The sequence below is a fragment of the Rhodococcus sp. WB9 genome, assembly GCF_007558985.1.
GTDB lineage: Bacteria > Actinomycetota > Actinomycetes > Mycobacteriales > Mycobacteriaceae > Rhodococcus_F > Rhodococcus_F opacus.
This window is the reverse complement of record NZ_CP041769.1, coordinates 5,961,634-5,984,464: the sequence shown is the minus strand read 5'-3', so window position 1 is coordinate 5,984,464 and position 22,831 is coordinate 5,961,634. Positions and strand designations below refer to the sequence as shown.

General features: G+C 69.3%; 21 protein-coding genes. 13 read left to right on the top strand and 8 right to left on the bottom strand.

Annotated features, from left to right (window positions below):
- Positions 1-22: 22 nt before the first annotated feature.
- Genes FND50_RS27905 through FND50_RS27895 form a run of 3 tightly spaced genes read left to right on the top strand, consistent with a single transcriptional unit; the run spans position 23 to position 2,547 of the window.
- Entirely contained in the window at positions 23-1,120 is a 1,098-nt protein-coding gene (locus tag FND50_RS27905; protein WP_144287860.1) for an LLM class flavin-dependent oxidoreductase, read from the top strand.
- Positions 1,104-1,550, top strand: a complete 447-nt coding sequence (locus tag FND50_RS27900) for a MarR family winged helix-turn-helix transcriptional regulator (protein WP_005252154.1) — start codon at positions 1,104-1,106, stop codon at positions 1,548-1,550. Before FND50_RS27905 ends, FND50_RS27900 begins: the two co-directional genes overlap by 17 nt.
- Before the next feature lie 19 nt (positions 1,551-1,569).
- Positions 1,570-2,547: a pirin family protein gene (locus tag FND50_RS27895; RefSeq protein WP_144287859.1), complete on the top strand. Its 978-nt coding sequence runs from the start codon at positions 1,570-1,572 to the stop codon at positions 2,545-2,547.
- A gap of 12 nt (positions 2,548-2,559) precedes the next feature.
- Here the strand turns inward: FND50_RS27895 and FND50_RS27890 are convergent, their stop codons facing one another.
- From FND50_RS27890 to FND50_RS27880, 3 genes are read right to left on the bottom strand one after another with little or no spacing between them, the layout of a single operon-like run.
- Positions 2,560-3,504: a serine/threonine dehydratase gene (locus FND50_RS27890; protein ID WP_144287858.1), complete on the bottom strand. Its 945-nt coding sequence runs from the start codon at positions 3,502-3,504 to the stop codon at positions 2,560-2,562.
- Between the two features lie 31 nt (positions 3,505-3,535).
- Positions 3,536-3,964 carry a PaaI family thioesterase gene (locus FND50_RS27885; RefSeq protein ID WP_005258207.1) on the bottom strand — a complete coding sequence of 143 codons (429 nt, stop codon included), beginning with the start codon at positions 3,962-3,964 and terminating at the stop codon, positions 3,536-3,538.
- Between the two features lie 4 nt (positions 3,965-3,968).
- Positions 3,969-4,532: a TetR/AcrR family transcriptional regulator gene (locus tag FND50_RS27880; RefSeq protein WP_144287857.1), complete on the bottom strand. Its 564-nt coding sequence runs from the start codon at positions 4,530-4,532 to the stop codon at positions 3,969-3,971.
- 90 nt (positions 4,533-4,622) lie between these two features.
- Between FND50_RS27880 and FND50_RS27875 the strand changes: the two genes are divergently transcribed.
- Both FND50_RS27875 and FND50_RS27870 read left to right on the top strand, forming a co-directional pair.
- Positions 4,623-5,825, top strand: a complete 1,203-nt coding sequence (locus FND50_RS27875) for an adenylate/guanylate cyclase domain-containing protein (RefSeq protein ID WP_144287856.1) — start codon at positions 4,623-4,625, stop codon at positions 5,823-5,825.
- An 82-nt stretch (positions 5,826-5,907) separates the two neighbouring features.
- On the top strand, positions 5,908-6,213 hold the full coding sequence (locus FND50_RS27870; protein ID WP_144287855.1) for a hypothetical protein: 306 nt from the start codon (positions 5,908-5,910) through the stop codon (positions 6,211-6,213).
- Between the two features lie 2 nt (positions 6,214-6,215).
- Here the strand turns inward: FND50_RS27870 and FND50_RS27865 are convergent, their stop codons facing one another.
- Positions 6,216-6,776, bottom strand: coding sequence for a TetR/AcrR family transcriptional regulator (locus FND50_RS27865; RefSeq protein WP_144287854.1), 561 nt, complete (start codon positions 6,774-6,776; stop codon positions 6,216-6,218).
- Positions 6,777-6,852: 76 nt separating this feature from the next.
- On the opposite strand from FND50_RS27865, the gene FND50_RS27860 reads away from it, so the two are divergent.
- The gene (locus tag FND50_RS27860; protein ID WP_144287853.1) at positions 6,853-8,325 is read left to right on the top strand and encodes an FAD-dependent oxidoreductase; all 1,473 of its coding nucleotides are present in this window, start codon (positions 6,853-6,855) and stop codon (positions 8,323-8,325) included.
- On the opposite strand, the gene pepN is transcribed toward FND50_RS27860, so the two are convergent.
- Genes pepN through FND50_RS27840 form a run of 4 tightly spaced genes read right to left on the bottom strand, consistent with a single transcriptional unit; the run spans position 8,315 to position 13,437 of the window.
- Entirely contained in the window at positions 8,315-10,825 is a 2,511-nt protein-coding gene (pepN, locus tag FND50_RS27855; protein WP_144287852.1) for an aminopeptidase N, read from the bottom strand. The genes FND50_RS27860 and pepN overlap by 11 nt on opposite strands.
- Positions 10,826-10,862: 37 nt before the next feature.
- Positions 10,863-11,717 carry a DMT family transporter gene (locus tag FND50_RS27850; protein ID WP_144287851.1) on the bottom strand — a complete coding sequence of 285 codons (855 nt, stop codon included), beginning with the start codon at positions 11,715-11,717 and terminating at the stop codon, positions 10,863-10,865.
- Between the two features lie 19 nt (positions 11,718-11,736).
- Positions 11,737-12,537, bottom strand: a complete 801-nt coding sequence (locus FND50_RS27845; protein ID WP_144287850.1) for a crotonase/enoyl-CoA hydratase family protein — start codon at positions 12,535-12,537, stop codon at positions 11,737-11,739.
- Positions 12,538-12,594: 57 nt separating this feature from the next.
- On the bottom strand, positions 12,595-13,437 hold the full coding sequence (locus FND50_RS27840; RefSeq protein ID WP_260851066.1) for an SDR family oxidoreductase: 843 nt from the start codon (positions 13,435-13,437) through the stop codon (positions 12,595-12,597).
- Between the two features lie 103 nt (positions 13,438-13,540).
- On the opposite strand from FND50_RS27840, the gene FND50_RS27835 reads away from it, so the two are divergent.
- From FND50_RS27835 to FND50_RS27805, 7 genes are read left to right on the top strand one after another with little or no spacing between them, the layout of a single operon-like run.
- Positions 13,541-14,332, top strand: coding sequence for a TIGR03084 family metal-binding protein (locus FND50_RS27835; RefSeq protein WP_144287849.1), 792 nt, complete (start codon positions 13,541-13,543; stop codon positions 14,330-14,332).
- Positions 14,329-16,035, top strand: a complete 1,707-nt coding sequence (locus tag FND50_RS27830) for an acyclic terpene utilization AtuA family protein (RefSeq protein WP_144287848.1) — start codon at positions 14,329-14,331, stop codon at positions 16,033-16,035. Before FND50_RS27835 ends, FND50_RS27830 begins: the two co-directional genes overlap by 4 nt.
- A complete protein-coding gene (locus FND50_RS27825; RefSeq protein ID WP_144287847.1) occupies positions 16,032-17,180 on the top strand; it encodes an acyl-CoA dehydrogenase family protein in 1,149 nt (382 codons plus the stop codon). Before FND50_RS27830 ends, FND50_RS27825 begins: the two co-directional genes overlap by 4 nt.
- Positions 17,177-18,775 (top strand): acyl-CoA carboxylase subunit beta, encoded by a 1,599-nt coding sequence (locus FND50_RS27820; protein ID WP_144287846.1) that lies wholly within the window; start codon positions 17,177-17,179, stop codon positions 18,773-18,775. The genes FND50_RS27825 and FND50_RS27820 overlap by 4 nt, the downstream gene beginning before the upstream one ends.
- Positions 18,776-18,783: 8 nt before the next feature.
- Positions 18,784-20,793 carry a biotin carboxylase N-terminal domain-containing protein gene (locus FND50_RS27815; protein ID WP_144287845.1) on the top strand — a complete coding sequence of 670 codons (2,010 nt, stop codon included), beginning with the start codon at positions 18,784-18,786 and terminating at the stop codon, positions 20,791-20,793.
- A complete protein-coding gene (locus FND50_RS27810) occupies positions 20,790-21,980 on the top strand; it encodes an acyl-CoA dehydrogenase family protein (protein ID WP_005572738.1) in 1,191 nt (396 codons plus the stop codon). The genes FND50_RS27815 and FND50_RS27810 overlap by 4 nt, the downstream gene beginning before the upstream one ends.
- Complete coding sequence (locus FND50_RS27805; RefSeq protein WP_005258141.1) at positions 21,980-22,780, top strand: enoyl-CoA hydratase family protein; 801 nt, start codon at positions 21,980-21,982, stop codon at positions 22,778-22,780. Before FND50_RS27810 ends, FND50_RS27805 begins: the two co-directional genes overlap by 1 nt.
- Positions 22,781-22,831: the final 51 nt, after the last annotated feature.

The window sequence follows — 22,831 nt, the reverse complement described above, 5'->3', positions numbered from 1 at the left end:
TTCTGGCGCGAGAGGAACAGCTATGCAGTTCGGAATCTTCACCGTCGGCGACGTGACCCCCGATCCCACCACCGGCCGCACCCCCACCGAGCACGAACGCATCAAGGCGATGACGACCATCGCCAAGCATGCCGAGGACGTCGGGCTCGACGTGTTCGCCACCGGCGAGCATCACAACCCGCCGTTCGTGCCGTCCTCCCCGACCACGATGCTCGGCTACCTCGCAGCGCAGACCGAGAAGATCATCCTGTCGACGTCCACGACGCTGATCACCACCAACGACCCGGTGAAGATCGCCGAGGACTACGCGATGCTGCAGCACCTTGCGGACGGCCGGGTGGATCTCATGATGGGTCGCGGAAACACGGCCCCCGTCTACCCGTGGTTCGGACAGGACATCCGCCAGGGAATTCCGCTGGCGCTCGAGCACTACCGGCTGCTGCGCCGGCTGTGGGACGAGGACGTCGTGGACTGGCAGGGACAGTTCCGCACCCCGCTGCAGGGCTTCACGTCGACCCCGCGTCCGCTCGACGGCATCCCGCCCTTCGTGTGGCACGGCTCGATCCGCAGCCCGGAGATCGCCGAGATCGCGGCGTTCCACGGTGACGGCTTCTTCGCCAACAACATCTTCTGGCCCAAGGAGCACTACATCGCCCTGATCAACCTCTACCGCGAACGGTACGAGCACTACGGTCACGGCCGCGCGGACCAGGCGATCGTCGGACTGGGCGGGCAGGTCTTCATGCGCAGGAACGCCAAGGACGCCGTCGACGAGTTCCGGCCCTACTTCGACAACGCCCCCGTCTACGGCCACGGGCCGAGCCTCGAGGACTTCACCGATCAGACCCCGCTCACCGTCGGCACACCGGAACAGGTGATCGAGAAGACCCTGACGTTCGCCGACTTCTTCGGCGACTACCAGCGGCAGTTGTTCCTCGTCGACCATGCGGGGCTTCCCTTGCAGACGGTGCTGGAGCAGCTGGATCTGCTCGGCGACGAGGTCGTGCCCGTGTTGCGCAAGGAGTTCGCCGCCCGGCGACCTGCGGGCGTGCCGGACAACCCGCCGACGCACGCGTCGATGAAGGCCGATCGCGAGCCGGTCGATGCCGCCCGTCAGTAGGACCGAACGAGCGGCCGAGGCGTGGGAGGCTCTCTTCCGCGCCCAGGTCGCGGTGATGCGCAACCTCGCCGCCGACGACGTGTGGGACGAACTGAGCATGCGCGAATACGACGTGCTGTTCACCCTCGCCCGGGCACCCGGACACAGACTGCGCCTGCACGATCTCAACCGGGAGATCCTGCTCAGCCAACCGTCGCTGAGCCGGCTCGTCGAGCGGCTGTCCGGCTCCGGATTCGTCACGCGGGAGTGCGATCCCGGCGACCGCCGGGGAACCGTCGTCGCCTTGACGGACGAGGGTGCGCGTGTGCAGAAGTCCGTCGGACGCAGGCACGCGGCGAGCATCCGGCGGCACGTCGGCCCGGCACTGTCCGACGACGAACTCGACACACTCACCGAACTCTGCGCGAAACTGCGCGGCGCACAGGACTGACGGAAGGCACGATGGAGCAGTGAGCAATCTGGAGACGAATTCGGTGGAAGAGCGGTGCGAGTCGCACCCCGACGGCGGGGGCATCCAGGTGCTCGGTTCGCGCGAGGTCCCGCTCGGTGGTCCCCGCGCGATGCCGGTCCGGCGCACTCTCCCACAGCGCGAACGGTCGCTGATCGGAGCCTGGTGCTTCGCCGACCACTACGGTCCGGACGACGTCGGGAACACGGGCGGGATGAACGTGCCACCACACCCGCACACGGGACTGCAGACGGTGAGCTGGCTGTTCACCGGCGAGATCGAACACCGCGACAGCATCGGTTCGCACGCGATGGTGCGTCCCGGCGAGCTCAACCTGATGACCGCGGGTCGGGGGATCGCGCACTCCGAGGTCTCGACACCGCAGACGCGCGTCCTGCACGGCGCGCAGCTGTGGGTGGCGTTGCCGGCGTCGGCGCAGGACGCGGATCCGGCGTTCGAGACGTATGCACCCGACCCGGTCGAACTGGACGGCGCGACGGTGCGGGTGTTCCTCGGGAGCACGGCGGGCTCCACGTCACCGGTCCGCACGTTCACGCCGCTGCTCGGCGCCGAGATCCTCCTGGAGCCGGGTGCGGACGTCACCCTCGACATCCAGCGCGGCTTCGAGGTCGGGGTGCTCGTCGACGAGGGTGAGGTGCAGCTGCGCGGGACCACGCTGCGGTGGGCGGAACTCGGCTATCAGCCGCCCGGGGAATCGCTGGTGGCGTTGCGCAACACGGGCGGGACCCGGGCCCGGCTGCTGTTGCTCGGTGGTGAGCCGCTGGGCGAGCAGGTGATCATGTGGTGGAACTTCCTCGGCCGTAGCCACGAGGACATCGTCGGCTACCGCCGCGAGTGGCAGTCCGAGCTCCGTGGCGCGGCGCCCGCCGACCCCCGGTTCTGCACGGTCGAGGGTTACGACGGCGATCCGCTGCCCGCACCCGAACTGCCGAACAGCCGGCTGAAACCGCGCGGCTGACACGTCTGAGGATCAGTAGCTGGTCATCGACGTGTTGGCGCCGCAGAGCACCACACAGAGCGGCTTGTCGTCGGCGGGGGCGAGCTGTCCGGTGACGATCGCGGCGAGCGCCGCGGCGGTGCCGTGCTCGACGACGATCCGGAACTCCTCCCACAGCAGCGTTCGCGCGTCGATGAGGGCGTCGTCGTCGACGATCAGGCTGGACACGGGCCGCGACCGGACGGTGTCCCAGGCGATGGAACCGATCTTGGTGGCGCCGAGGGAATCGCCGGCGATGCTGTCGATGTCGATGTCCACGGGCTGCCGGGCGGCGACCGCGGCGTGCAGCGTCGCCGCTCCGCTCGGTTCCACGCCGTAGATGCTGTCGTCCTCGCCGCTGCCTGCGACGACACCGGAGAGCAGTCCGCCGCCGCCGACGGCAATCACGTAGGACAGCGGCTCGGCGACGTCGTCCTGGATCTCGAGTGCGATGGTGCCTGCCCCGGCGACGATGTCGGGGAGATCGTAGGCGTGCAGGGCGAGGGCGTTCGACGACGTCGCGAGTTCGTCCGCGTACTCGGCCGCCTCGGCGTATCGGGCACCGACCTTGCGCACGTCCGCGCCGAGCGCGATCAGCTTGTCGATCTTGACGTCGGGTGCCGTGACGGGGACGACCACCGTGCACTTCACGCCCCGCAGCCGCGACGCCCAGGCCGCTCCGATCGCGGCGTTCCCGCCGGACGCGATGACGACGCCCGCGTCGTCGAGCCGCCCGTCCTCCTCCGCGTGGAGCAGAGCGTTGAGGCTGCCCCGCACCTTGAACGAGCCTCCGTACTGCAGGAACTCGAGTTTGAAGATCACCGGTACGGGGCCGTGCACGGTGGAGACGGTGGCACGGAACGTGGGTGTCCGGCGGATCAGGCCGGTGATGCGCTCACGCGCCCTGTCCACGGATGCACGATCGACGGAGTGAGCCATGGTCCCATCGTTCCATCCCGTGCGGCCGCGACTACCGCGGCTGCTTGACCGTCGCCGTGCCCTGGGCGGCGGCGCACAGTACCTCCGAGCCGTCGTCCTGCACCGCGTAGATGTCGCACCGGCACAACGCCTGGCGCCGGGTCGAGGCGTCGGCTCGGGCGTCCGCCCGCAGCAGCACACCCTGTGCGGGACGGAGGTAGGTGATCGTGAAGCCCGCGGTCATGATGTTCGCGCCGAGCACGGTGCCTGCGGCGAACGTCAGAGCGTTGTCGGCGGCATACGACAGGACGCCGCCGTGCACGAAGCCGTTCTGTTGCCGGAGTTCGTCCCGGACGGGGATCTCGAGGGTGGCGCCGCCCTCCCCGAACTGCGTCATGCGGGCGCCGACCAGCATGCTGAACGGCTGGGCCGCCAGCACGGCCTGCGCGGTGTCGGCGGTGAGTGCGACGTCCACTGTCATGCCTCTACTCCTGGTTCCGTAGCGAGTTCCACGCGGCGCGCGCCAGTTCGGGCGCCACCGCGGTGGGGTCGGTGGTCATGGCGCCCGCGAGCCACTGGCGGGAGTACTCCTGAGCCGGGCCCAGCCACAACGCGTAGAGCACGTCGAAGTCGAACCGGCGGACCGTTCCGTAGTGTTCGTGGACCCGCCACCAATGGGTGACGTCGCGGAAGAACGCCGCATTGGTGGAATCGGCCCGCTCGTCGACGCCCGGGGGCCGGGGCGCGGCGAGGATGGTGGCCCGCTGCGGGTTGCCGGACACCCACTGCAGGTGGTGGACCACGGCGCCTTCCACCCCGGACCGGGCGTCGGCGCATTCCGAGAGCGCGGCCCGGAATCCGTCCTGATAGTCGGCGAGCGCGCGTAACCAGACCTGGAGGTACAGCACTTCCTTGTTCGGGAAGTGGTGGTAGACGGCTCCCACGCTGACACCGGCCTCGTGCCGGATGTCGGCGAGCCGGGTCGCGAGGACGCCGCGGCGGGCGAAATGTCCCTCCGCCGCGTCCAGCAACAGACTTTGAATCGTCACATACCGAATATAGTTCGGTCATGGCGACGGGGGAAGGCGAGTTCGCAGGATTACGGCGATGGGCGACGTCGTTCCTGGGACGATGAGGACGTGCGCATCCCGCGACAGCCCCGACGGATCACGCCCCGAACGGGTCGCCTGGTGTCCCCGCCGCCTCGCCCGCTCCGACGCCCGGGTCCGGCACCCACGCAACTCCACGAGTTCGAGGCCGCCGGCCTCCTCGACGGACTCAGCGGATCGGATCGCTCTGCGCGCGTGGGGGTGCTGAACACCCTGATCGAGGACGGGGTGTCGATCGACGAACTCCGTGTCGCATCGCGGGACAATCGCCTCGCGCACCTGCTCCTCGAGCACGCGCTGTCGCCGAAGGGCCGGTACGGCATCGACGAGATCTCCCGGAAGACCGGCGTCACCGTGGAGGACACCCGGCGGTGGTTCCGGGCGATCGGCCGGGGTGCGTCGGAGGACGGGACGTTCTACGACGACGGCGACCTCGACCTCGCGCGCGGCCTCAAGCAGTACCGGGACCTGGGGCTCGACGAGAGCGGAATTTTCGCGGCCGCGCGGGTCCTCGGCCGCAACCTCTGGACGGTCGCCGACGCCGCGGACGCGCTCCTGCAGGAGCGACTCGAGGCGACGCGCGATCACCCCGAGGTGGCCCTGCGGTACGCGGTGGAGGTGCGTCGCATCGCGGATTTCGAGGCGCAGATCCTGGCTCACCTCATCGCCACCACTCTGCGCCACCAGTTGCGGTCCGATGCGGTGGGCATCGCCAGGGACTCGAACATGCAGGTTCGCGGTGCGCAGGAGATCGGCGTCTGTTTCGCCGACCTCGTCGGATTCACGCTGCTCGGTGAGCAGGTGGCGCCCGCCGATCTGGGGCGGGTGGCCGAGCGGCTCGACGGGCTGGCCACCGATCTGGCGCTCGCGCCGGTGCGTCTGGTGAAGACGATCGGGGACGCCGTCATGTTGGTCTCGCCCGATCCCAACGCGCTGGCGTACTCCGCGCTCGACCTCGTGCAGGCCGCGCGCACCGAGGGGCTTCCACCGTTGCGGGCCGGGATCGCCTGGGGCACGGCGGTGCCCAGTGCGGGCGACTGGTTCGGCAGGCCCGTCAACATGGCCAGTCGCGTCGTCGCGGTCGCACCGTCCCACGAGGTGGTCGTAACCGGTGAGTTCTACGACGAACTCGACACCGACGAGTTCTGGGGCGAACCGGCGGGCAGTCACCGGCTCAAGGGAATCGATGCGCCCCAGGAGCTCTTCGGGATCGGCCGCCGGTACGTCGCCTGAGCGGCGCGGCTTCGAAAACGTGTCGTACCCTCGCGATACCGTGATGGCACAGCTCACAGAAGTAGATCGAGTGAGGCACATCATGACCGGCGATTCGAGTGCAGACTGGCATTTCTACGCGGTGGTCGAAACCGCGGTGGACGGCGGTCACACGCTCGCCGCGTTCGGGCCGCGACCGACGGCGCTCGACGCCCTCCGGCTGGCCGTGCATTCGGTCAACCACACCGCGTATTCGGTTCTGGAACAGGGGATCGCGGGCGATCCTCATGCCGAGGCGAGTGTCGTCGAGCGGTTGCCGATCACGTCGTTCACCATCAGGCGGCACCGCCGCAGCACGAGCGAGCTCGATGCCCGCTGGATGCTGAACGGCGGCAGGCATCACCGGTAGGGCTACCGCGGTTCTGTCGTGAGGTAGTACTCGAGCACGGGCCCGACCCAGCGCATCAGCTGTTCGTGTGTCATGTCCGCCACGGGCGGGACCCGGAGTATGTAGCGGGAGAAGGCGAGTCCGAGGACCTGCGACCCGACGAGGGCCGCACGTTGGTCCGCGCGATCCGCCGCGACCACGGCGAGCGCGGGCGCCACCTGGCGGGCGAAGACCTGCAACATCGCCTCGGCGGCCCGCGGGCTGGTCGCCGCCGCGCGGAGGAGGGGGAGGAACGCACCGTCGTTCTCCCACACCGCGAAGAAGCGCGGCATCAGCACGCTCGCGAGGTCCTCGACGGGAACGTCGTGGAGGTCGGGAAGGTGCAGATCGAATTCGGCGGCCTCGGCGAACAGCGATTCCTTGGTGCTGAAGTACCGGACCACCAGTGCGGGGTCGACGCCCACATCCGACGCGACGGCGCGCATCGTCGTGCGTTCGTAGCCGTCGGTGCCGAACCGGGCGCGGGCGGCGTCGAGTATCGCGGCGCGGGTGGCGACGGCGGAGCGGGCGCGACGTTCGGGCATTCCACCAGTGTAAGTCAACAGCTGTTGACCTGGCGTGGGGATGCGCCTACCGTGGAAGTCAACAGGTGTTGACTTGATGGACCATCTTTCGATCGGAGGCAGCGTCATGAAGCACATCGACGTGGTGGTGATCGGCGCGGGACCCACGGGATGCATGCTCGCGGGCGAGTTGGCGACGGCGGGCCGATCGGTGACGGTGCTGGACAAGCGCGCCGCGCCGTCCACCCTCAGTCGCGCATTCGGCGTCCACGCCCGCACCCTCGAACTGCTCGACGCCCGCGGCCTCGCCGACCGCCTCGTGGCCACCGGCGCCGCCTCACCCGGTCTGAAGCTGTGGCGCGGTGCGGCGCTGAATCTCGGGCGTCTGCGGTCCCGGTTCCCGTTCGTCCTCGTGACGCCTCAACGGAACGTCGACGCCCTTCTGGAGGAGCACGCTCGGGACCGCGGCGCCGACATCATCCGTGGGTTCACCGTGACCGGGGTGGAGCAGGACGGAAACGGCGTCCGCGTTCACGGCCGCGACGTTTCAGGACGCGAGAGTACGTTCCACGCGACATATGCGGTCGGTGCGGACGGCGCACACAGCGCGGTCCGGACGATGATCGGGCAACCGTTCCCCGGCAAGGCCGTGCTGCGGTCGATCATGCTCGCCGCCGTCGAACTCGAGAAACCACCGGACAATCTCGTGACCGTCAACGCCGTCCGAGACGGATTCGCGTTCATCGCGCCGTACGGCGACAACCTGTTTCGGGTGATCGCCTGGAACCGGCGGCATCAGGTGGACGACACCGCGCCCGTGGACCGGGAGGAACTGCGCAGCACCATCGAAGTCGCGATGGGCACCGACTACGGACTCGGCGACGTGCGCTGGCAGTCGCGATTCCACAGCGACGAACGGCAGGTCCCGCAGTATCGGACGGGCCGGGTGTTTCTCGCCGGCGATGCAGCCCACGTGCATTCGCCCGCAGGTGGGCAGGGCATGAACACCGGTATCCAGGACGCCGTCAATCTCGGCTGGAAACTCGCGGCCGTCCTGGACGGCGCGGACGACGCGGTGCTCGACACCTACCACACCGAGCGGCACCCGGTCGGCCGGCTGGTTCTGCGGTCGAGCGGTGCCACGATGCGCATGATGATCATCCGGCCGTGGATCCTGCGGAAGCTCCGGAACGGGGCAGTGGCGGCGCTTCTCTCCTTCCCGCCGATCGGCGACGCGGTCGCCCGGATGTTCTCGGGCATCGGAATCGGGTACGGCCACGACGCCGGCGAGAGCACCCTGGTCGGCCGACGCGCCGAAGACCTGCCCACCGACGCCGGGCGGCTGTACGAGGTGATGCGCTCGGGCGGTTTCGTCCTGGTCACCGAGCCCGGGGCTCCTGTCCCCGACGATGTCCACGCGGTGCCCCGGACCGACGACGGACCCGCACTGCTCGTACGCCCCGACGGCTACATCGCCTGGGCGGGCCACAGTAGGTCCGGCCTGTGGCGGGACGTCCTGGAACGGTGGACGGCCCGCACGTCGACCGGTGCCCGGCCGGTCAGCCGGTGACGTCCGAACGGCTGTTGAACGCCTGCGCTCGCAGATCCCGGGCGAGATGATCCCGTTGCTCGAGCACCAGCCGTCGTAGCGCGGCGGGCGCGTCGGCGTTGGTGGCGAGCCATCCGTCCGCCGCGTCGAGTGTCGTCTCGGACGGGAACAGCCCGACCACGATCCGCCGCGCGATTTCGATACTGCGCTCCTCCCACACCGGGCGGATCGAGGCGAAGTAGCCGGCGGCGTACCCCTCGACGAGGTCGTGCCGGGCGCCTGCGCGGAACCCGGCGATGACCGCGCCGAGATGTTCGTTGGACAGGGTGCGGTCGTGGAAGATCGATTCCCAGGCCTTCGCCTTCACGTCCGGGTCCGGTCGCGAGAACTTCGCTCGCAGGTACGCGGTGCGCCCGGAACCGGTGTCGTCGCGGCGCAGCTCACCGTCGAGGTCCGCGTCGTCGGCGTGTCCGGTGGCGGCGAGCGCGCCCCAGAACCCCCAGCGCAGATCCGGGTCGAGCGCCAGCCCGGTCGGCACCGGCCCGCCGGCCTCGAGGATCGACCGGATGTCGGCCGCGCGACTGCCGTCCATCGCAGCGGCGCCGGCAACCGCACGTGCCCAGGCGAGTTGGCTTCCGGAAGCCGGCGGAGCGTTCCACAACGCACGCCAGGTGTGCTCGAGCCAGTCGAGGCGAGCGGTGTCGCGCAAGGGCTCGGGGAGGAAGTGCTCGATCGCGTACGGGGCGTTGGCCAGCACGGAGGTGAGGAGGGTCAGGTGTGACTCCGCCGGTGAGAACCTCCGGGCCATCGACAGATAGCGCATGGCGCCCAGATCGCTGTCGCGGGTCGCATTCCACAGCGACGACCAGATCAGGCCCCGCGCCAGCGGGTCCCGCAGCCGGTCGAGCGAGGTCTCGACGGTGGTCAGCGATCGGTCGTCCAGCCGCACCTTCGCGTACGTCAGGTCGGCGTCGTTGAGCAACACGAGCGGCGCGTCGGCGAGATCGATCGGGGTGCGGGCGTCGGCGAGGTCGACCTCGACCCGCTGCACGCACACGAGGTCGCCGGTCCCGTCGAAGTCGTAGCGCCCGACCCCGAGCCGGTGCGGACGCGGATCGGTCTGCACGATCGCGGCGCGCCCGTCGGCGCCGCGCTGCAGGCTCAGTGCGGACACGCCGGTGGTCTGCAACCAGGCGCGCGCCCAGCTCGTCAGATCCCGGCCCGACGTGGCCGACAGTTCCGTCAGCAGATCCTTCAGGGTGGTGTTCCCGAAGGCGTGGGCACGGAAGTAGCGGCGCGCCCCCTCGAAGAACGCGTCACGCCCGGCGTACGCGACGAGTTGCTTGAGGACGCTGGCGCCCTTCGCGTACGTGATGCCGTCGAAGTTCAGTTTCGCGGCCTCGAGGTCGACGATGTCCGCGACGATCGGATGCGTCGTCGGCAACTGGTCCTGCAGGTACGCCCACGCCTTGCGGCGGTTGGCGAATGCCACCCACGCGTCGGTCCACCGGGTGGCCTCCGCGTTGGCCAGTGCGCCCATGTAGTCGGCGAACGATTCCTTGAGCCACAGGTCGTCCCACCACACCATCGTGACGAGGTCGCCGAACCACATGTGGGCCATCTCGTGCAGGATCGTGTTCGCCCGGCCCTCGTACTGGGAGTCGGTGGCGGCGCCGCGGAACACGTACGCCTCGGTGAACGTCACGCAGCCGGGGTTCTCCATGGCGCCGAGGTTGTACTCGGGGACGAACACCTGGTCGTACTTGCCGAACGGGTAGGGGTAGTCGAAACCGTCCGTGAAGAATCCCAGCCCCTGCCGGGTGATCTCGAAGATCGTGTCGGCGTCGAGGTACTGCGCAAGTGAGGCCCGGCAGAGGACGCCCAGCGGGATCGTGAGGTCGCCGCCGCACCACTCCGAGTCGACCCGGTGGTAGGGCCCGGCTACGACCGCGGTGATGTAGGTGGAGATCGGCAGTGTCGGCGCGAACGTGACCACCTGGCCGCCGGTGGTGTCTTCCCGTTCGGCGATCTGCTGGTTGGAGACCACCTCCCACTGCCGCGGCGCGGTGACGACGAACGTGAACGGCGCCTTCAGGTCCGGCTGTTCGAAGCACGCGAACACCCGCCGCGCGTCCGCCGGTTCGTACTGCGTGTAGAGGTACGTCTGCCCGTCCGCCGGGTCGAGGAACCGGTGCAGACCCTCGCCGGAACGGCTGTACTCGCCCCGGGCGGCGACGGTCACGACGTTGGATTCACGCAGCCCGGTCAACGCGATGCGGGCGCCGTCGTAGTCGACGGGGACGTCGGCGCCGTTGACCGTCACCGACTCCACATCGGCGCCGAGGAAGTCGAGCCAGGTCGTGGACGTGCGGGCGGTGAACTCGACGGTCGTGGTGGTCGCGAACGTCGCGACCTCCGGGTCGACGGCGCCGAGTACGTCCAGTTCCACCCGATAGCCGAGAACGTCGATCACACGGAAACGTTCGGCGGTTTCGGCTCGGGTCAGGTTCGCGGTGCTCACGCGTCGATCCTGCCAGCCCGGCCCGCAGGCCGCGGCGCTACCGGTTGCTCAGGACGGAGCCGACTCCGGCCGCGACGACGAGCGCGATCGCGGCCAGCGACTGCAGTCCGAGGACCTGCCCGAGCACGATCACCCCGGCGGGGGTCGCGGCCGCCGGTTCCAGCGCGATGAGCACGGCGAACACCTTCTTGCTCATCACCTGCAGCGCCCGTAGCTCGAGCGAGTACGGAATCACCGAGGACAGCAGGGCCACCGCCGCACCGACGGCAAGGATTCGGGGGTCGAACAGTGCGGTGCCGCCGGACACCGCGCCGAGCGGAAGCGTCAGGGCCGCCGCGACGATGCTCGCCCCGGCGAGGCCGTCCGCGCTGGGAACCGTGGCCGCGAGGTTCGAGCCGGCGACGATGTAACCGGCCCAGGCCGCGCCTGCGGTGAGCGCGAAACACACCCCCACGAGGTCGAGGGACTCGGCGCCCGAGTTCTCGCGCAGGCCGAGCATGACCACGCCGGTCAGCGCCGCCAGTACCCACACACCGTCCCATAGTCTTCGCGACAGCACGGCGGCGAGGGTGAGCGGGCCCAGGAATTCGATGGTGACGGCGGTGCCGAGGGGCAGCCGCGCGAGGGCCTCGTAGAACGCCGAATTCATCACGGCGAGCGCCACTCCGAGTGCGAGGATGCCCTCGCGCTGCGTTCGTGTCCACCGTCGCCACCGCGGCCGCACGATGACCCCGAGGATGATCGCCGCGATCGTCAGTCGCAGCGACACCGCGCCACTGGCGCCCACCTCCTCGAACAGGGTGCTCGCGAAGGCGGCGCCGAACTGGACGGACAGCACCGATCCGAGGACCGAGACGACGGGAAGAAACTGACTGCGCGTCCCCGCTGTCACCGGTGTGCGATGCCCGGGTTCACTGGCCGGTGAAGTTCGGGCTGCGGCGGTCGAGCATCGCACCGACCGCCTCGTGATGGTCCGCGGTGTGATGGGCGAGCGACTGCATGGCGGCCGACAGTTCGAGGAGGCTCTCGAGGCTCTGGTGACGGCCTTCGCGGAGCAGCTTCTTGGTCATCCGCAGCACCTGCGGCGGGTTGACCGCCACCCGTTCGGCGAGCGCCCGTGCCGCGCCGAGGAGTTCCCCGGGTTCGGTGATCTGCGAGACGAGTCCCCACTCCAGGGCTTTCGCGGCGTCGATCGCGTCGCCGGTGAACGCCATCTCGCTGGCCCGCGCCATCCCGACGGCCTGCGGCAGGAACCAGGCGCCGCCGTCGCCGGGGACGAGCCCGACCTTGACGAAGCTCTCCGCGAACACGGCGGCCGTGGAGGCGATCCGCATGTCGCACATCAGCGACAGGTCGCATCCGGCACCGATGGCGGGTCCGTTGACGGCCGCGATCGTCGGCACCTCGCAGTGGTAGAGGGCGAGCGGGATGCGCTGGATGCCGTGCCGGTAGCCCTGCCGCAGGTCGGCGGGGGAGCCGCCGAACATTCCGGCGCGGTCGCGCATGTGCTTGACGTTGCCGCCGGAGGAGAACGCCGAACCCGCACCCGTGACGATCGCGACGCGCACGGTGGGATCACCGTTGACCTGGGCCACCGCGTTCTCGAGCGCCTCGATCATGTCCGGCTCGGAGATCGGGTTGCGCGCCTCCGGGCGGTTGAGCGTCCAGGTGACGATGTCGCCTTCGCGGGTGGTGAGCACGGCGTCGGTCATGGACGACTCCCTCGGGTGTGAGCGCGGATTCGAGACCGTCCCAGTCTGTCATTGCGTTCAGATGCCGGTGCGCCGTACCAGTGCGTCGGTGGCGGACGGCGCGAACGTGCCGAGCACCCGGAACAGTTCGGCGTAACTGGGGAGCAGTTCGATCGGGCGGGTACGCACGGCGGTCACGAACCATTCCGCCGCCTGCTCGGGCGTCAGGGCCGCCATCGCGTCGTAGTCCGTGGTGGGTGCGATCATCGGCGTCCGGACCAGGGGAAAGTCCAGGGTGGTCACGGAGATTCCGCGGTCGCGCACTTCGGCGCCGAGGCTTCGGCCGAACGCGCCGACGGCCGCCTTGGACGCGTGGTAGGCGGAGAACTTGGGCATGACGCCGGCGGGCACGCCCCACGTCGCGACGTTGATGATGTGGCCCTTGCGGCGCTCGATCATCGACGGGAGCAACGCGAGGGTCAGTCGCGTCGAGCCGAAGTAGTTGACGGCCATGGTGCGTTCGAAGTCGTGGAAACGGTCCAGCGAGTCCTCGACCGTCCGCCGGATCGACCGTCCGGCGTTGTTGACGAGAACGTCGACGGGGCCGATCTCCCCGAGCACCTGCGCGACGAGGGCGTCGACGGACTCCGGGTCCGTGAGGTCGCAGGGGACGGCGTGTGCGTCGCAACCGGACCGCAGGAGGTCGTCGCGCACGGACTCGAGGGCGTCGGAGCGGCGGGCCACGAGGACGACCTCCGCGCCGAGGTCGGCGAGCCGGCGTGCGGCCGCTTCACCGACCCCCGAGGAACCGCCGGTGACGAGTATCCGCTTCCCGGCGATGCGGTGGCCGGTTCCCGGTACGACTCGGGCGGCCACTGCGCGCGGGGAGGGCAGTGGGTTGAGCGCGGCCCGGGTGAGCAACTGTCGTATCACCTGACCAGCGTGGCAGCTCGCCGGACGATCCGCAGCCAAATAACAATCAATCGTGCTTGCTTTTTTATTGGGTCGGTGTGATGCTGGTCGCATGGCTGAACTGCAGAGGTTCATCGATGACTTGTGCGCCGAGAGCGATTCGCTGGATGCCCTGGTCGCCGACCTCCCCGACTCCCGCTGGGCCGATCCGACACCGGCCGAGGGCTGGACCATCGCCCACCAGATCGGACATCTGCTGTGGACCGACGAGGCCGCCCTCCTGGCGATCACCGACCCCGACGGCTTCACCGAGCAACTGACGGTGGCCGCCTCGAACCCCGCCGGCTTCGTCGACGCCGGCGCCGAGGAGCACGCCCGCAGGGAACCGACGGAACTGCTCGCCGCCTGGCGCTCGGCCCGGGCTCGACTCGCGGAGGCCCTCCTGGCGGTGCCGCCGGGACAGAAGATCCTCTGGTACGGCCCGCCGATGAAGGCGGCCTCGATGGCCACCGCCCGGTTGATGGAGACGTGGGCGCACGGCCAGGACGTCGCCGACGCGCTCTCGGTGCCGCGCACACCCACCGAGCGGTTGAAGAGCATCGCCCACCTCGGTGTCCGCACCCGCGACTTCGCCTACGCCGTCAACGAACTCGCCCCACCCGCGGAGGAGTTCCGCGTCGAACTGACCGCCCCCGACGGAGTGTCCCTCTGGACGTGGGGCCCCGAGGACGCCGCGCAGAAGGTCACCGGACCCGCCGAGGACTTCTGCCTCCTCGTCACCCAGCGCGCGAACCGAGCCGATCTCGCCCTCGATGCCACCGGCGCGGATGCGGACGCGTGGCTGAACATCGCTCAGGCCTTCGCCGGCCCCGCGGGCGGCGGCCGTGAGGCGGGAACCCGATGACCGTGCGGATCGGCAACTGCTCCGGCTTCTACGGCGACCGGCTGTCGGCGATGCGCGAGATGCTCGAGGGCGGCGAACTCGACTATCTGACCGGCGACTACCTCGCCGAACTCACCATGCTGATCCTCGGCCGCGACCGCATGAAGGACCCGAACCGCGGCTACGCGAAGACGTTCCTCCGTCAGGCGGAGGACTGCCTCGGGCTGGCCCTGGACAAGGGTGTCCGCATCGTCGCCAACGCCGGCGGGCTCAACCCGGCCGGTCTCGCGGACGCGTTGCGGGAGGTCAACGACGAGCTGGGGCTGCAGGCGACGGTCGCCCACGTCGAAGGCGACGACCTGATCGGCCGGGCCGCCGAACTGGGGCTGGGCAGCCCGCTGACCGCCAACGCCTACCTCGGCGCGTGGGGCATCGTCGACTGCCTGAACGCCGGCGCCGACGTCGTCGTCACCGGGCGTGTCACCGACGCGTCCGTGATCGTGGGCCCGGCGGCCGCACACTTCGGCTGGCGGCGAGACGCTTTCGACCAGCTCGCCGGCGCCGTGGTGGCCGGGCACGTCATCGAGTGCGGCACCCAGGCGACGGGCGGCAACTACGCGTTCTTCACGGAGATCGGCGACCTCGACCGTCCCGGATTCCCGATCGCCGAGATCGACTCGGACGGATCGTCCGTCATCACCAAGCACCCCGGGACCGGTGGCGCCGTGAACGTCGGCACCGTCACCGCGCAGTTGCTGTACGAGATCACCGGTGGCCGCTACGCCGGTCCCGACGTGACCGCGCGAATCGATTCCGCCGCACTGTCGCAGGAGGGCCCCGACCGCGTGCGCATCAGTGGCGTCGTCGGCGAGGCGCCGCCGCCGCAGCTCAAGGTGTCGCTGAACACGCTCGCGGGTTTCCGCAACGAGGCCGTGTTCGTCCTCACCGGCCTCGATATCGAGGCCAAGGCGGCCCTGGTGAAGCGGCAGCTCGAGGGGTGGCTTCCCACCCGGCCGGCCGAACTCGACTGGTCACTCGCCCGCACCGATCACCCGGACGCCGACACCGAGGAGGCCGCGAGCGCGCTGCTGCGCTGCGTGGTCCGGGATTCGGACGCCAACGCAGTCGGGCGCGCATTCTCCTCCGTCGCAGTCGAAATGGCACTGGCGAGCTACCCCGGCTTCACGCTGACGGCGCCACCCGGGCAGGGTCAGCCCTACGGCGTGTTCACCCCGGGATACGTGTACGCCAAGGAGGTGCCGCACGTCGCGGTGCTGCCGGACGGAACGCGCGTCGACATCGAACCCGCCACCGACGTCCGGGAACTGGAGGACGTCGCCGAGCCCGCGCTCCCGAAGCCGCGGGGCGCCGAACCCACGGTGCGGGTGGCGCTCGGGACCATCGCCGGAGCGCGCAGCGGTGACAAGGGCGGCAACGCGAACGTCGGTGTGTGGGTGCGCACCGACGAGCAGTGGCGGTGGCTGGCTCACGCGCTGACCGTCGACGAACTGAAGCGCCTTCTCCCGGAGGCCGCCGACCTCGCCGTCACGAGATATGTGCTGCCGAAACTGCGCGCCGTCAACTTCGTGATCGAGGGAATCCTCGGGCAGGGCGTCGCGTCCCAGGCCCGGTTCGACCCGCAGGCCAAGGGTCTCGGCGAATGGCTGAGATCCCGGCACGTCGACATACCGGAAGCACTCCTTCCCGAAGGGACAACGTTGTGAGCGTGTGGGATTCACCCGAGCGGCAGGAACTGCGCAAGACGGTGCGCAGCTTCGTCGAACGACAGATACTGCCGCACCTGGACGAGTGGGAGCGCGACGGCGAACTGCCCCGCGCGCTGCACCGGGAGGCCGCCGAGCTGGGTCTGCTCGGCGCCGGTTTCCCCGAATCCGTCGGGGGCGAGGGCGGAGACCTCGTCGACGCGGTGCTGATCTGCGAGGAATTCCACCAGGCGGGTGCATCGGGTGGCGCGTTCGCTTCCCTGTTCACGTCGGGAATCGCGCTGCCGCACCTCGCGGCGGCCGGTGACCCGGAGCAGATCGAGAAGTGGGTCCGCCCCACCCTGCGCGGCGAGCTCATCGGCTCGCTCGCCATCACCGAACCCGGCGGCGGTTCCGACGTCGGGCATCTGCGGACCACGGCGGTCCGCGACGGCGACCACTACGTCGTCAACGGATCCAAGACGTTCATCACGTCCGCTGTCCGGGCCGACTTCGTGGTCACCGCAGTCCGCACCGGCGGTCCCGGCGCGTCCGGGGTCTCCCTGCTCGTGATCGAGAAGGGCACACCGGGATTCGCGGTGGCCCGAAAACTCGACAAGATGGGCTGGCGTGCGTCGGACACGGCCGAGTTGTCGTTCGTCGACGCCCGGGTGCCCGCCGCCAATCTTGTCGGCGAGGAGAACAGCGGGTTCGCGCAGATCGCCCAGGCGTTTCTCACCGAGCGCATCGCCCTCGCCGCGCAAGCCTATTCGAGCGCGCAACGGTGCCTCGACCTCACGCTGCAGTGGGTGCGCGACCGCGAGACGTTCGGCCGTCCGCTGATCAGCAGGCAGTCGGTACAGAACACGGTCACGGAGATGGCGCGCAAGACCGACGTGGCCCGCGTCTACACCAGAGCGCTGGTGGAGCGTTCGCTCGTGTCGAACGAGGACTTCATCGCGGAGGTCTGCTTCGCGAAGAACACCGCCGTCGAGTCGGGTGAATGGGTGGCCAACCAGGCCGTCCAGCTGTTCGGCGGCCTCGGCTACATGCGGGAGAGCGAAGTGGAACGGCAGTACCGCGACATGCGCATCCTCGGGATCGGTGGCGGTACCACCGAGATCCTGACGGGGCTCGCGGCCAAGCGATTGGGGTATCAGTCATGACCACGTTGAAGTCCACGCTGGACACTGGTTCCGAAGAGTATGCCGCGGCGGCGAAGGCCATGACGGACAAGCTCGCCGAGATCGACACCGAGCACGCCAAGGCGCTCGCGGGCGGCGGCGAGAAGTACACCGAGCGGCACAAGAAGCGCGGCAAGCTGCTCGCCCGGGAGCGCATCGAACTGCTCCTCGACCCCGACTCGCCGTTCCTCGAACTGTGCCCGCTCGCGGCGTGGGGCAGCGACTTCCCGGTCGGCGCCAGCACCGTCGTCGGCATCGGTGCGGTGGAAGGCGTCGAGTGCCTGATCGTCGCCAACGACCCGACGGTCCGCGGCGGCACCAGCAATCCGTGGACGTTGCGGAAGGGGTTCCGCGCCAACGATATCGCCCGGCAGAACCGGCTCCCCGTCATCTCCCTCGTGGAATCCGGCGGCGCGGACCTTCCCACTCAGAAGGAAGTGTTCATACCCGGTGGCCGCATGTTCCGCGACCTCACCCAGCTCTCCGCCGCGGGTATCCCGACCATCGCCCTCGTCTTCGGCAACTCGACGGCCGGCGGCGCGTACATCCCCGGCATGTCCGATCACGTCGTCATGATCAAGGAACGGTCCAAGGTGTTCCTCGCCGGACCGCCGCTCGTGAAGATGGCCACCGGTGAGGAATCCGACGACGAAACCCTCGGCGGCGCCGAGATGCATGCCCGCAAGTCCGGCCTCGCCGACTACTTCGCGGTCGACGAGCAGGACGCCATCCGGATCGGACGCAGCATCGTCAAGCGCCTGAACTGGAAGAAGCAGGGTCCCGCGCCGCGGCCCGAGGTCATCGAACCCCTCGAGGACGCCGAGGAACTGCTCGGCATCGTCCCCGCCGACCTCAAGATCCCGTTCGATCCCCGCGAGGTGATCGCCCGCATCGTCGACGGCTCCGATTTCGACGAGTTCAAGCCGATGTACGGATCGTCACTCGTCACGGGCTGGGCCGAGCTGCACGGATATCCGGTGGGCATCCTCGCCAACGCGCGCGGCGTGCTCTTCAGCGAGGAATCGCAGAAGGCGACCCAGTTCATCCAGCTGGCCAACCGCTCGCACACCCCACTGTTGTTCTTGCACAACACGACCGGATACATGGTGGGCAGGGAGTACGAGGAGGGCGGGATGATCAAGCACGGGTCGATGATGATCAACGCCGTCTCCAACTCCACCGTCCCGCACATCTCGATCCTGCTCGGCGCCTCCTACGGCGCCGGTCACTACGGCATGTGCGGACGCGCATTCGACCCGCGCTTCCTGTTCGCCTGGCCCAGTTCCAAATCCGCGGTCATGGGCGGGGCGCAGCTGGCCGGTGTCATCTCCATCGTCAGCCGCGCCTCCGCCGAGGCCCGCGGGCAGGCGTTCGACGAAGAGGCCGACGCCGGCATGCGCGCCATGATCGAGAACCAGATCGAGGCGGAATCCGTGCCGATGTTCCTGTCCGGTCGCCTCTACGACGACGGCGTGATCGACCCGCGCGACACCCGAACCGTGGTGGGAATGTGCCTGTCGGCCATTGCCAACGCCCCGATCGAAGGCGCCGAGAACTTCGGCGTCTTCCGGATGTGAGGCCCGACATGATCCAGTCCGTACTGGTTGCCAATCGCGGTGAGATCGCCCGCCGCGTCTTCGCCACCTGCCGCCGCGCAGGCATCGGGACCGTCGCCGTGTTCTCGGACGCCGACGCCCTCAGCCCGCACGTCGCCGAGGCCGACACCGCGGTCCGGTTGCCGGGCAACAGTCCTGCCGACACGTACCTGCGCGGTGACCTCGTCATCGAGGCGGCACTGCTCGCCGGCGCCGATGCCATCCACCCCGGCTACGGGTTCCTCTCCGAGAATGCGGACTTCGCGCGCGCCGTCCACGACGCGGGGCTGACGTGGATCGGGCCGCCCGCGCCCGCCATCGAGATGATGGGTTCGAAGGTGGAGTCCAAGAAGATGATGGCGGCCGCCGGAGTTCCGGTGCTGGCCGAACTCGACCCGGGTGCCGTCACCGAAGCGGACCTGCCGGTACTCGTCAAGGCGTCCGCAGGCGGCGGCGGACGCGGCATGCGTGTCGTGCGTGAGCTCGCGGACCTTCCGGAACAGCTGGAAGGCGCCCGCCGCGAAGCGCAGTCGGCGTTCGGCGACCCGACCGTGTTCTGCGAGCGCTACCTGGAAACGGGCAGGCACATCGAGGTCCAGGTGATGGCCGACCGGCAGGGAACCGTCTGGGCGGTGGGGGAGCGTGAATGCTCCATCCAGCGGCGGCACCAGAAGGTGGTGGAAGAGGCGCCGTCACCGTTGGTCGAAGCCGTCCCCGGGATGCGCGAGCGACTGTTCGAGGCCGCCCGGCTCGCGGCGAAGGCCATCGACTACGAGGGTGCGGGAACGGTCGAGTTCCTGGCTTCCGGTCGAGCGGAGCGAGAGGGAGACGACCCGGACAAGGGTGACTTCTATTTCCTCGAGATGAACACCCGGCTGCAGGTGGAACACCCGGTCACCGAATGCACCACCGGCCTCGACCTCGTGGAACTGCAGCTGCAGGTGGCGTCCGGGCAGGCGCTCGGCGCCGAATCGCCCGCCGTGTCCGGCCATTCCATCGAGGTCCGGCTGTACGCCGAGGATCCGGCGCAGAACTGGCAGCCACAGAGCGGACCGGTCCACCGCCTGGACCTGCCCGGGAACGCGGTCGAATTCGACGTTCTCCGCACCCCGGGCATCCGCCTCGACTCCGGTGTGGTCGACGGATCCACCGTCGGCGTGCACTACGACCCGATGCTCGCGAAGGTCATCTCGTTCGCGCCCACCCGCACGCAGGCGGCCACGCGGCTGGCGGCGGCCCTGAGCCGCGCGCAGATCCACGGACTGCGCACCAACCGCGACCTCCTCGTCAACGTGCTCCGCCACCCGGCATTCCTCGCCGGCGACACGGACACCGCCTTCTTCGACACGCACGGGCTGGACGTGCTGGCGCGTCCGCTGGCCTCGGCCGACACCGAGCGACTGTCGGCGCTGGCCGCCGCACTTGCGGACGCCGCGCACAACCGCGACGTCGCGACCGTGAACACCTCGCTGCCCAGCGGATGGCGGAACCTGGCGTCCGCGCCGCAGAGCAAGACGTTCACGGGAACCGACGGTGACATCGAGATCCGGTACCTGCTCACCCGGTACGGGCTGAAGGCCGAGGGCTTCGACGACGTCGCGCTCGTGTCGGCCACGGCGCGGCACGTCGCACTGGACGTCGCGGGGCTGCGCCGCTCGTTCGAGGTGTCCCGGTACGGGGACGACGTGTTCGTCGACTCCGCCCTGGGCCCGGTGAGCCTGCACGCCGCACCGCGATTCACCGATCCGAACGCCGTCGTCGCCGAGGGGTCGCTACTCGCGCCGATGCCGGGTTCCGTCATCCGCCTCGGCGCCGCGGCCGGCGACTCCGTGACCGCCGGTCAGCCGATCGTGTGGCTCGAGGCGATGAAGATGGAACACACGATCAAGGCGCCGGCTTCCGGTGTCCTTACCGAACTTTCCGTGACCGCCGGTCAGCAGGTCGACGTGGGAACGGTCCTGGCAGTAGTCGAAGCAGCGCAGCCTGAAGGAGTGTCATGAGCTTCATCGAGACCGAAGAACAGAAGGAACTCCGCGCCTCCGTGTCGAGGCTCGGGGAGCGATTCAACTACGTCGACTACGTGCTGCCCCGGGCGCGGCGCAGCGAACCGCTGACCGAATTGTGGAACGAGGCGGGCAAACTCGGCTTCCTCGGCGTCAATCTCCCCGAGGAATACGGGGGCGGCGGCGCAGGCATCTACGAACTCGCCCTCGTCCAGGAAGAACTCGCGGCCCACGGCGCCGGCCTCCTGCTGGTGGTCGTGTCGCCGGCCATCTGCGGCACGATCATCGGCAAGTACGGCACCGAGGAGCAGAAACAGACCTGGCTCCCCGGCCTCGCCGACGGTTCGAAGATCATGGCGTTCGGCATCACCGAGGCCGACGCGGGTTCGAACTCGCACCAGATCACGACTACCGCGCGTCGGGTCCGGTCGAGCGAAGCGAGGGGTGATGGTCAAGCCGAGGACTGGCTGTTGTCGGGGAACAAGATCTACATCTCCGGGGTCGACCAGGCCGACGCCGTGCTGATCGTCGCGCGGACCGAGGACTCGAAGACCGGCAAGCTGAAACCTGCCCTGTTCATCGTCCCCACCGACGCCGCGAACTTCGTGAAGACGCCGATGGAGATGGATATCGTCGAGCCCGACCACCAGTTCATGCTGTTCCTCGACGACGTCCGGCTACCCGCCGACGCCCTCGTCGGCGAGGCCGATGCGGCGTTGATGCAGCTGTTCGCGGGTCTCAACCCCGAACGCATCCTCGGCGCCGCCATGGCGATCGGCATGGGCCGCTACGCGCTGGGCGCCGCGGTGCGGTTCGCGAAGGAACGCACGGTGTGGAAGGAGCCGATCGGCGCGCACCAGGGCATCGCGCATCCGCTGGCGCAGATCAAGATCGAACTCGAACTCGCCAAGCTGATGATGCAGAAGGCGGCCGTCCTCTACGACAGCGGCGACGACTTCGGCGCCGCCGAGGCCGCCAACATGGCCAAGTACGCCGCCGCCGAGGCCAGCATCAAGGCACTCGACCAGGCCGTCCAGACACACGGTGGCGCAGGCCTGACCAAGGAATACGGTCTCGCGGCGATGCTCGGCGCGGCACGCATCGCCCGAGTGGCCCCGGTGAGCCGGGAAATGATCCTCAACTTCGTCTCCCAGCACTCGCTCGGGTTGCCGAAGTCGTACTGATGTCGAACGGACAGCACATGACCGACGTGGAAGCCGACCGGTACGTCCGGTACGAGGTGAACCGGGGGTTCGCCACCCTCACCCTCGATTCGCCCCACAACAGGAACGCGATCTCCGGCAGGCTCGTGGACGAACTGCTGCAGGGATTGCGGGACGCCGCCGCGGACAACGACGTCCGCGGCGTCGTCCTCACCCACACCGGCGGCACGTTCTGCGCCGGCGCGGATCTGAGTGAGACGTCCGGCGACGTCGGCTCGCGCACCCGGCAGATGGCCGACCTGCTGCGGGCCATCGTCGAGTTGCCCAAGCCGGTGATCGCCCGGATCGACGGTCACGTCAGGGCCGGGGGCATGGGCTTGGTCGGGGCCTGCGACATCGCCGTCGCCGGCCCGCGCAGCACGTTTGCGCTGACCGAGGTCCGGCTCGGACTCGCCGCGTCGATCATCTCGTTGACCGTGCTGCCCCGGATCGATTCGCGCGCCGCGAGCCGCTACCTCCTCACGGGCGAGAAGTTCGGTGCCCACGAGGCGGAGGCTATCGGGCTGATCAGCGAGTCCGCCGAGGATCCCGAGGACACCGTCGAGGAAGTGCTCGACCAGTTGCGGCAGGCGTCGCCGCAGGGCCTGGCCGAGTCGAAGACCCTGACGACGCGCAGTGTGCTCGCCGATTTCGACCGCTACACCGACGAGCTGACCGCCCAGTCGGCGAGGCTGTTCGAATCCGAGGAGGCGCGGGAAGGCATGATGGCGTTCCTGCAGAAGCGGCCGCCGAGATGGGCCTCCGGCCCCGTGCGTGGTTGACGAGTCTCAGGACTCGTCGAGCACTCACGGGCGCGCAGCGCGACGAGAGGA

Excerpts from the sequence above, each read along its gene's own strand:
- FND50_RS27820 (WP_144287846.1), top strand. The coding sequence starts at position 17,177 with ATGACCACGTTGAAGTCCACGCTGGACACTGGTTCCGAAGAGTATGCC.
- FND50_RS27900 (WP_005252154.1), top strand. The coding sequence starts at position 1,104 with ATGCCGCCCGTCAGTAGGACCGAACGAGCGGCCGAGGCGTGGGAGGCT.
- FND50_RS27890 (WP_144287858.1), bottom strand. The coding sequence starts at position 3,504 with ATGGCTCACTCCGTCGATCGTGCATCCGTGGACAGGGCGCGTGAGCGC.
- FND50_RS27860 (WP_144287853.1), top strand. The coding sequence starts at position 6,853 with ATGGACCATCTTTCGATCGGAGGCAGCGTCATGAAGCACATCGACGTG.
- FND50_RS27835 (WP_144287849.1), top strand. The coding sequence starts at position 13,541 with ATGGCTGAACTGCAGAGGTTCATCGATGACTTGTGCGCCGAGAGCGAT.
- FND50_RS27810 (WP_005572738.1), top strand. The coding sequence starts at position 20,790 with ATGAGCTTCATCGAGACCGAAGAACAGAAGGAACTCCGCGCCTCCGTG.
- FND50_RS27830 (WP_144287848.1), top strand. The coding sequence starts at position 14,329 with ATGACCGTGCGGATCGGCAACTGCTCCGGCTTCTACGGCGACCGGCTG.
- FND50_RS27845 (WP_144287850.1), bottom strand. The coding sequence starts at position 12,537 with ATGACCGACGCCGTGCTCACCACCCGCGAAGGCGACATCGTCACCTGG.
- FND50_RS27905 (WP_144287860.1), top strand. The coding sequence starts at position 23 with ATGCAGTTCGGAATCTTCACCGTCGGCGACGTGACCCCCGATCCCACC.
- FND50_RS27815 (WP_144287845.1), top strand. The coding sequence starts at position 18,784 with ATGATCCAGTCCGTACTGGTTGCCAATCGCGGTGAGATCGCCCGCCGC.
- FND50_RS27885 (WP_005258207.1), bottom strand. The coding sequence starts at position 3,964 with ATGACAGTGGACGTCGCACTCACCGCCGACACCGCGCAGGCCGTGCTG.
- FND50_RS27805 (WP_005258141.1), top strand. The coding sequence starts at position 21,980 with ATGTCGAACGGACAGCACATGACCGACGTGGAAGCCGACCGGTACGTC.
- FND50_RS27870 (WP_144287855.1), top strand. The coding sequence starts at position 5,908 with ATGACCGGCGATTCGAGTGCAGACTGGCATTTCTACGCGGTGGTCGAA.
- FND50_RS27865 (WP_144287854.1), bottom strand. The coding sequence starts at position 6,776 with ATGCCCGAACGTCGCGCCCGCTCCGCCGTCGCCACCCGCGCCGCGATA.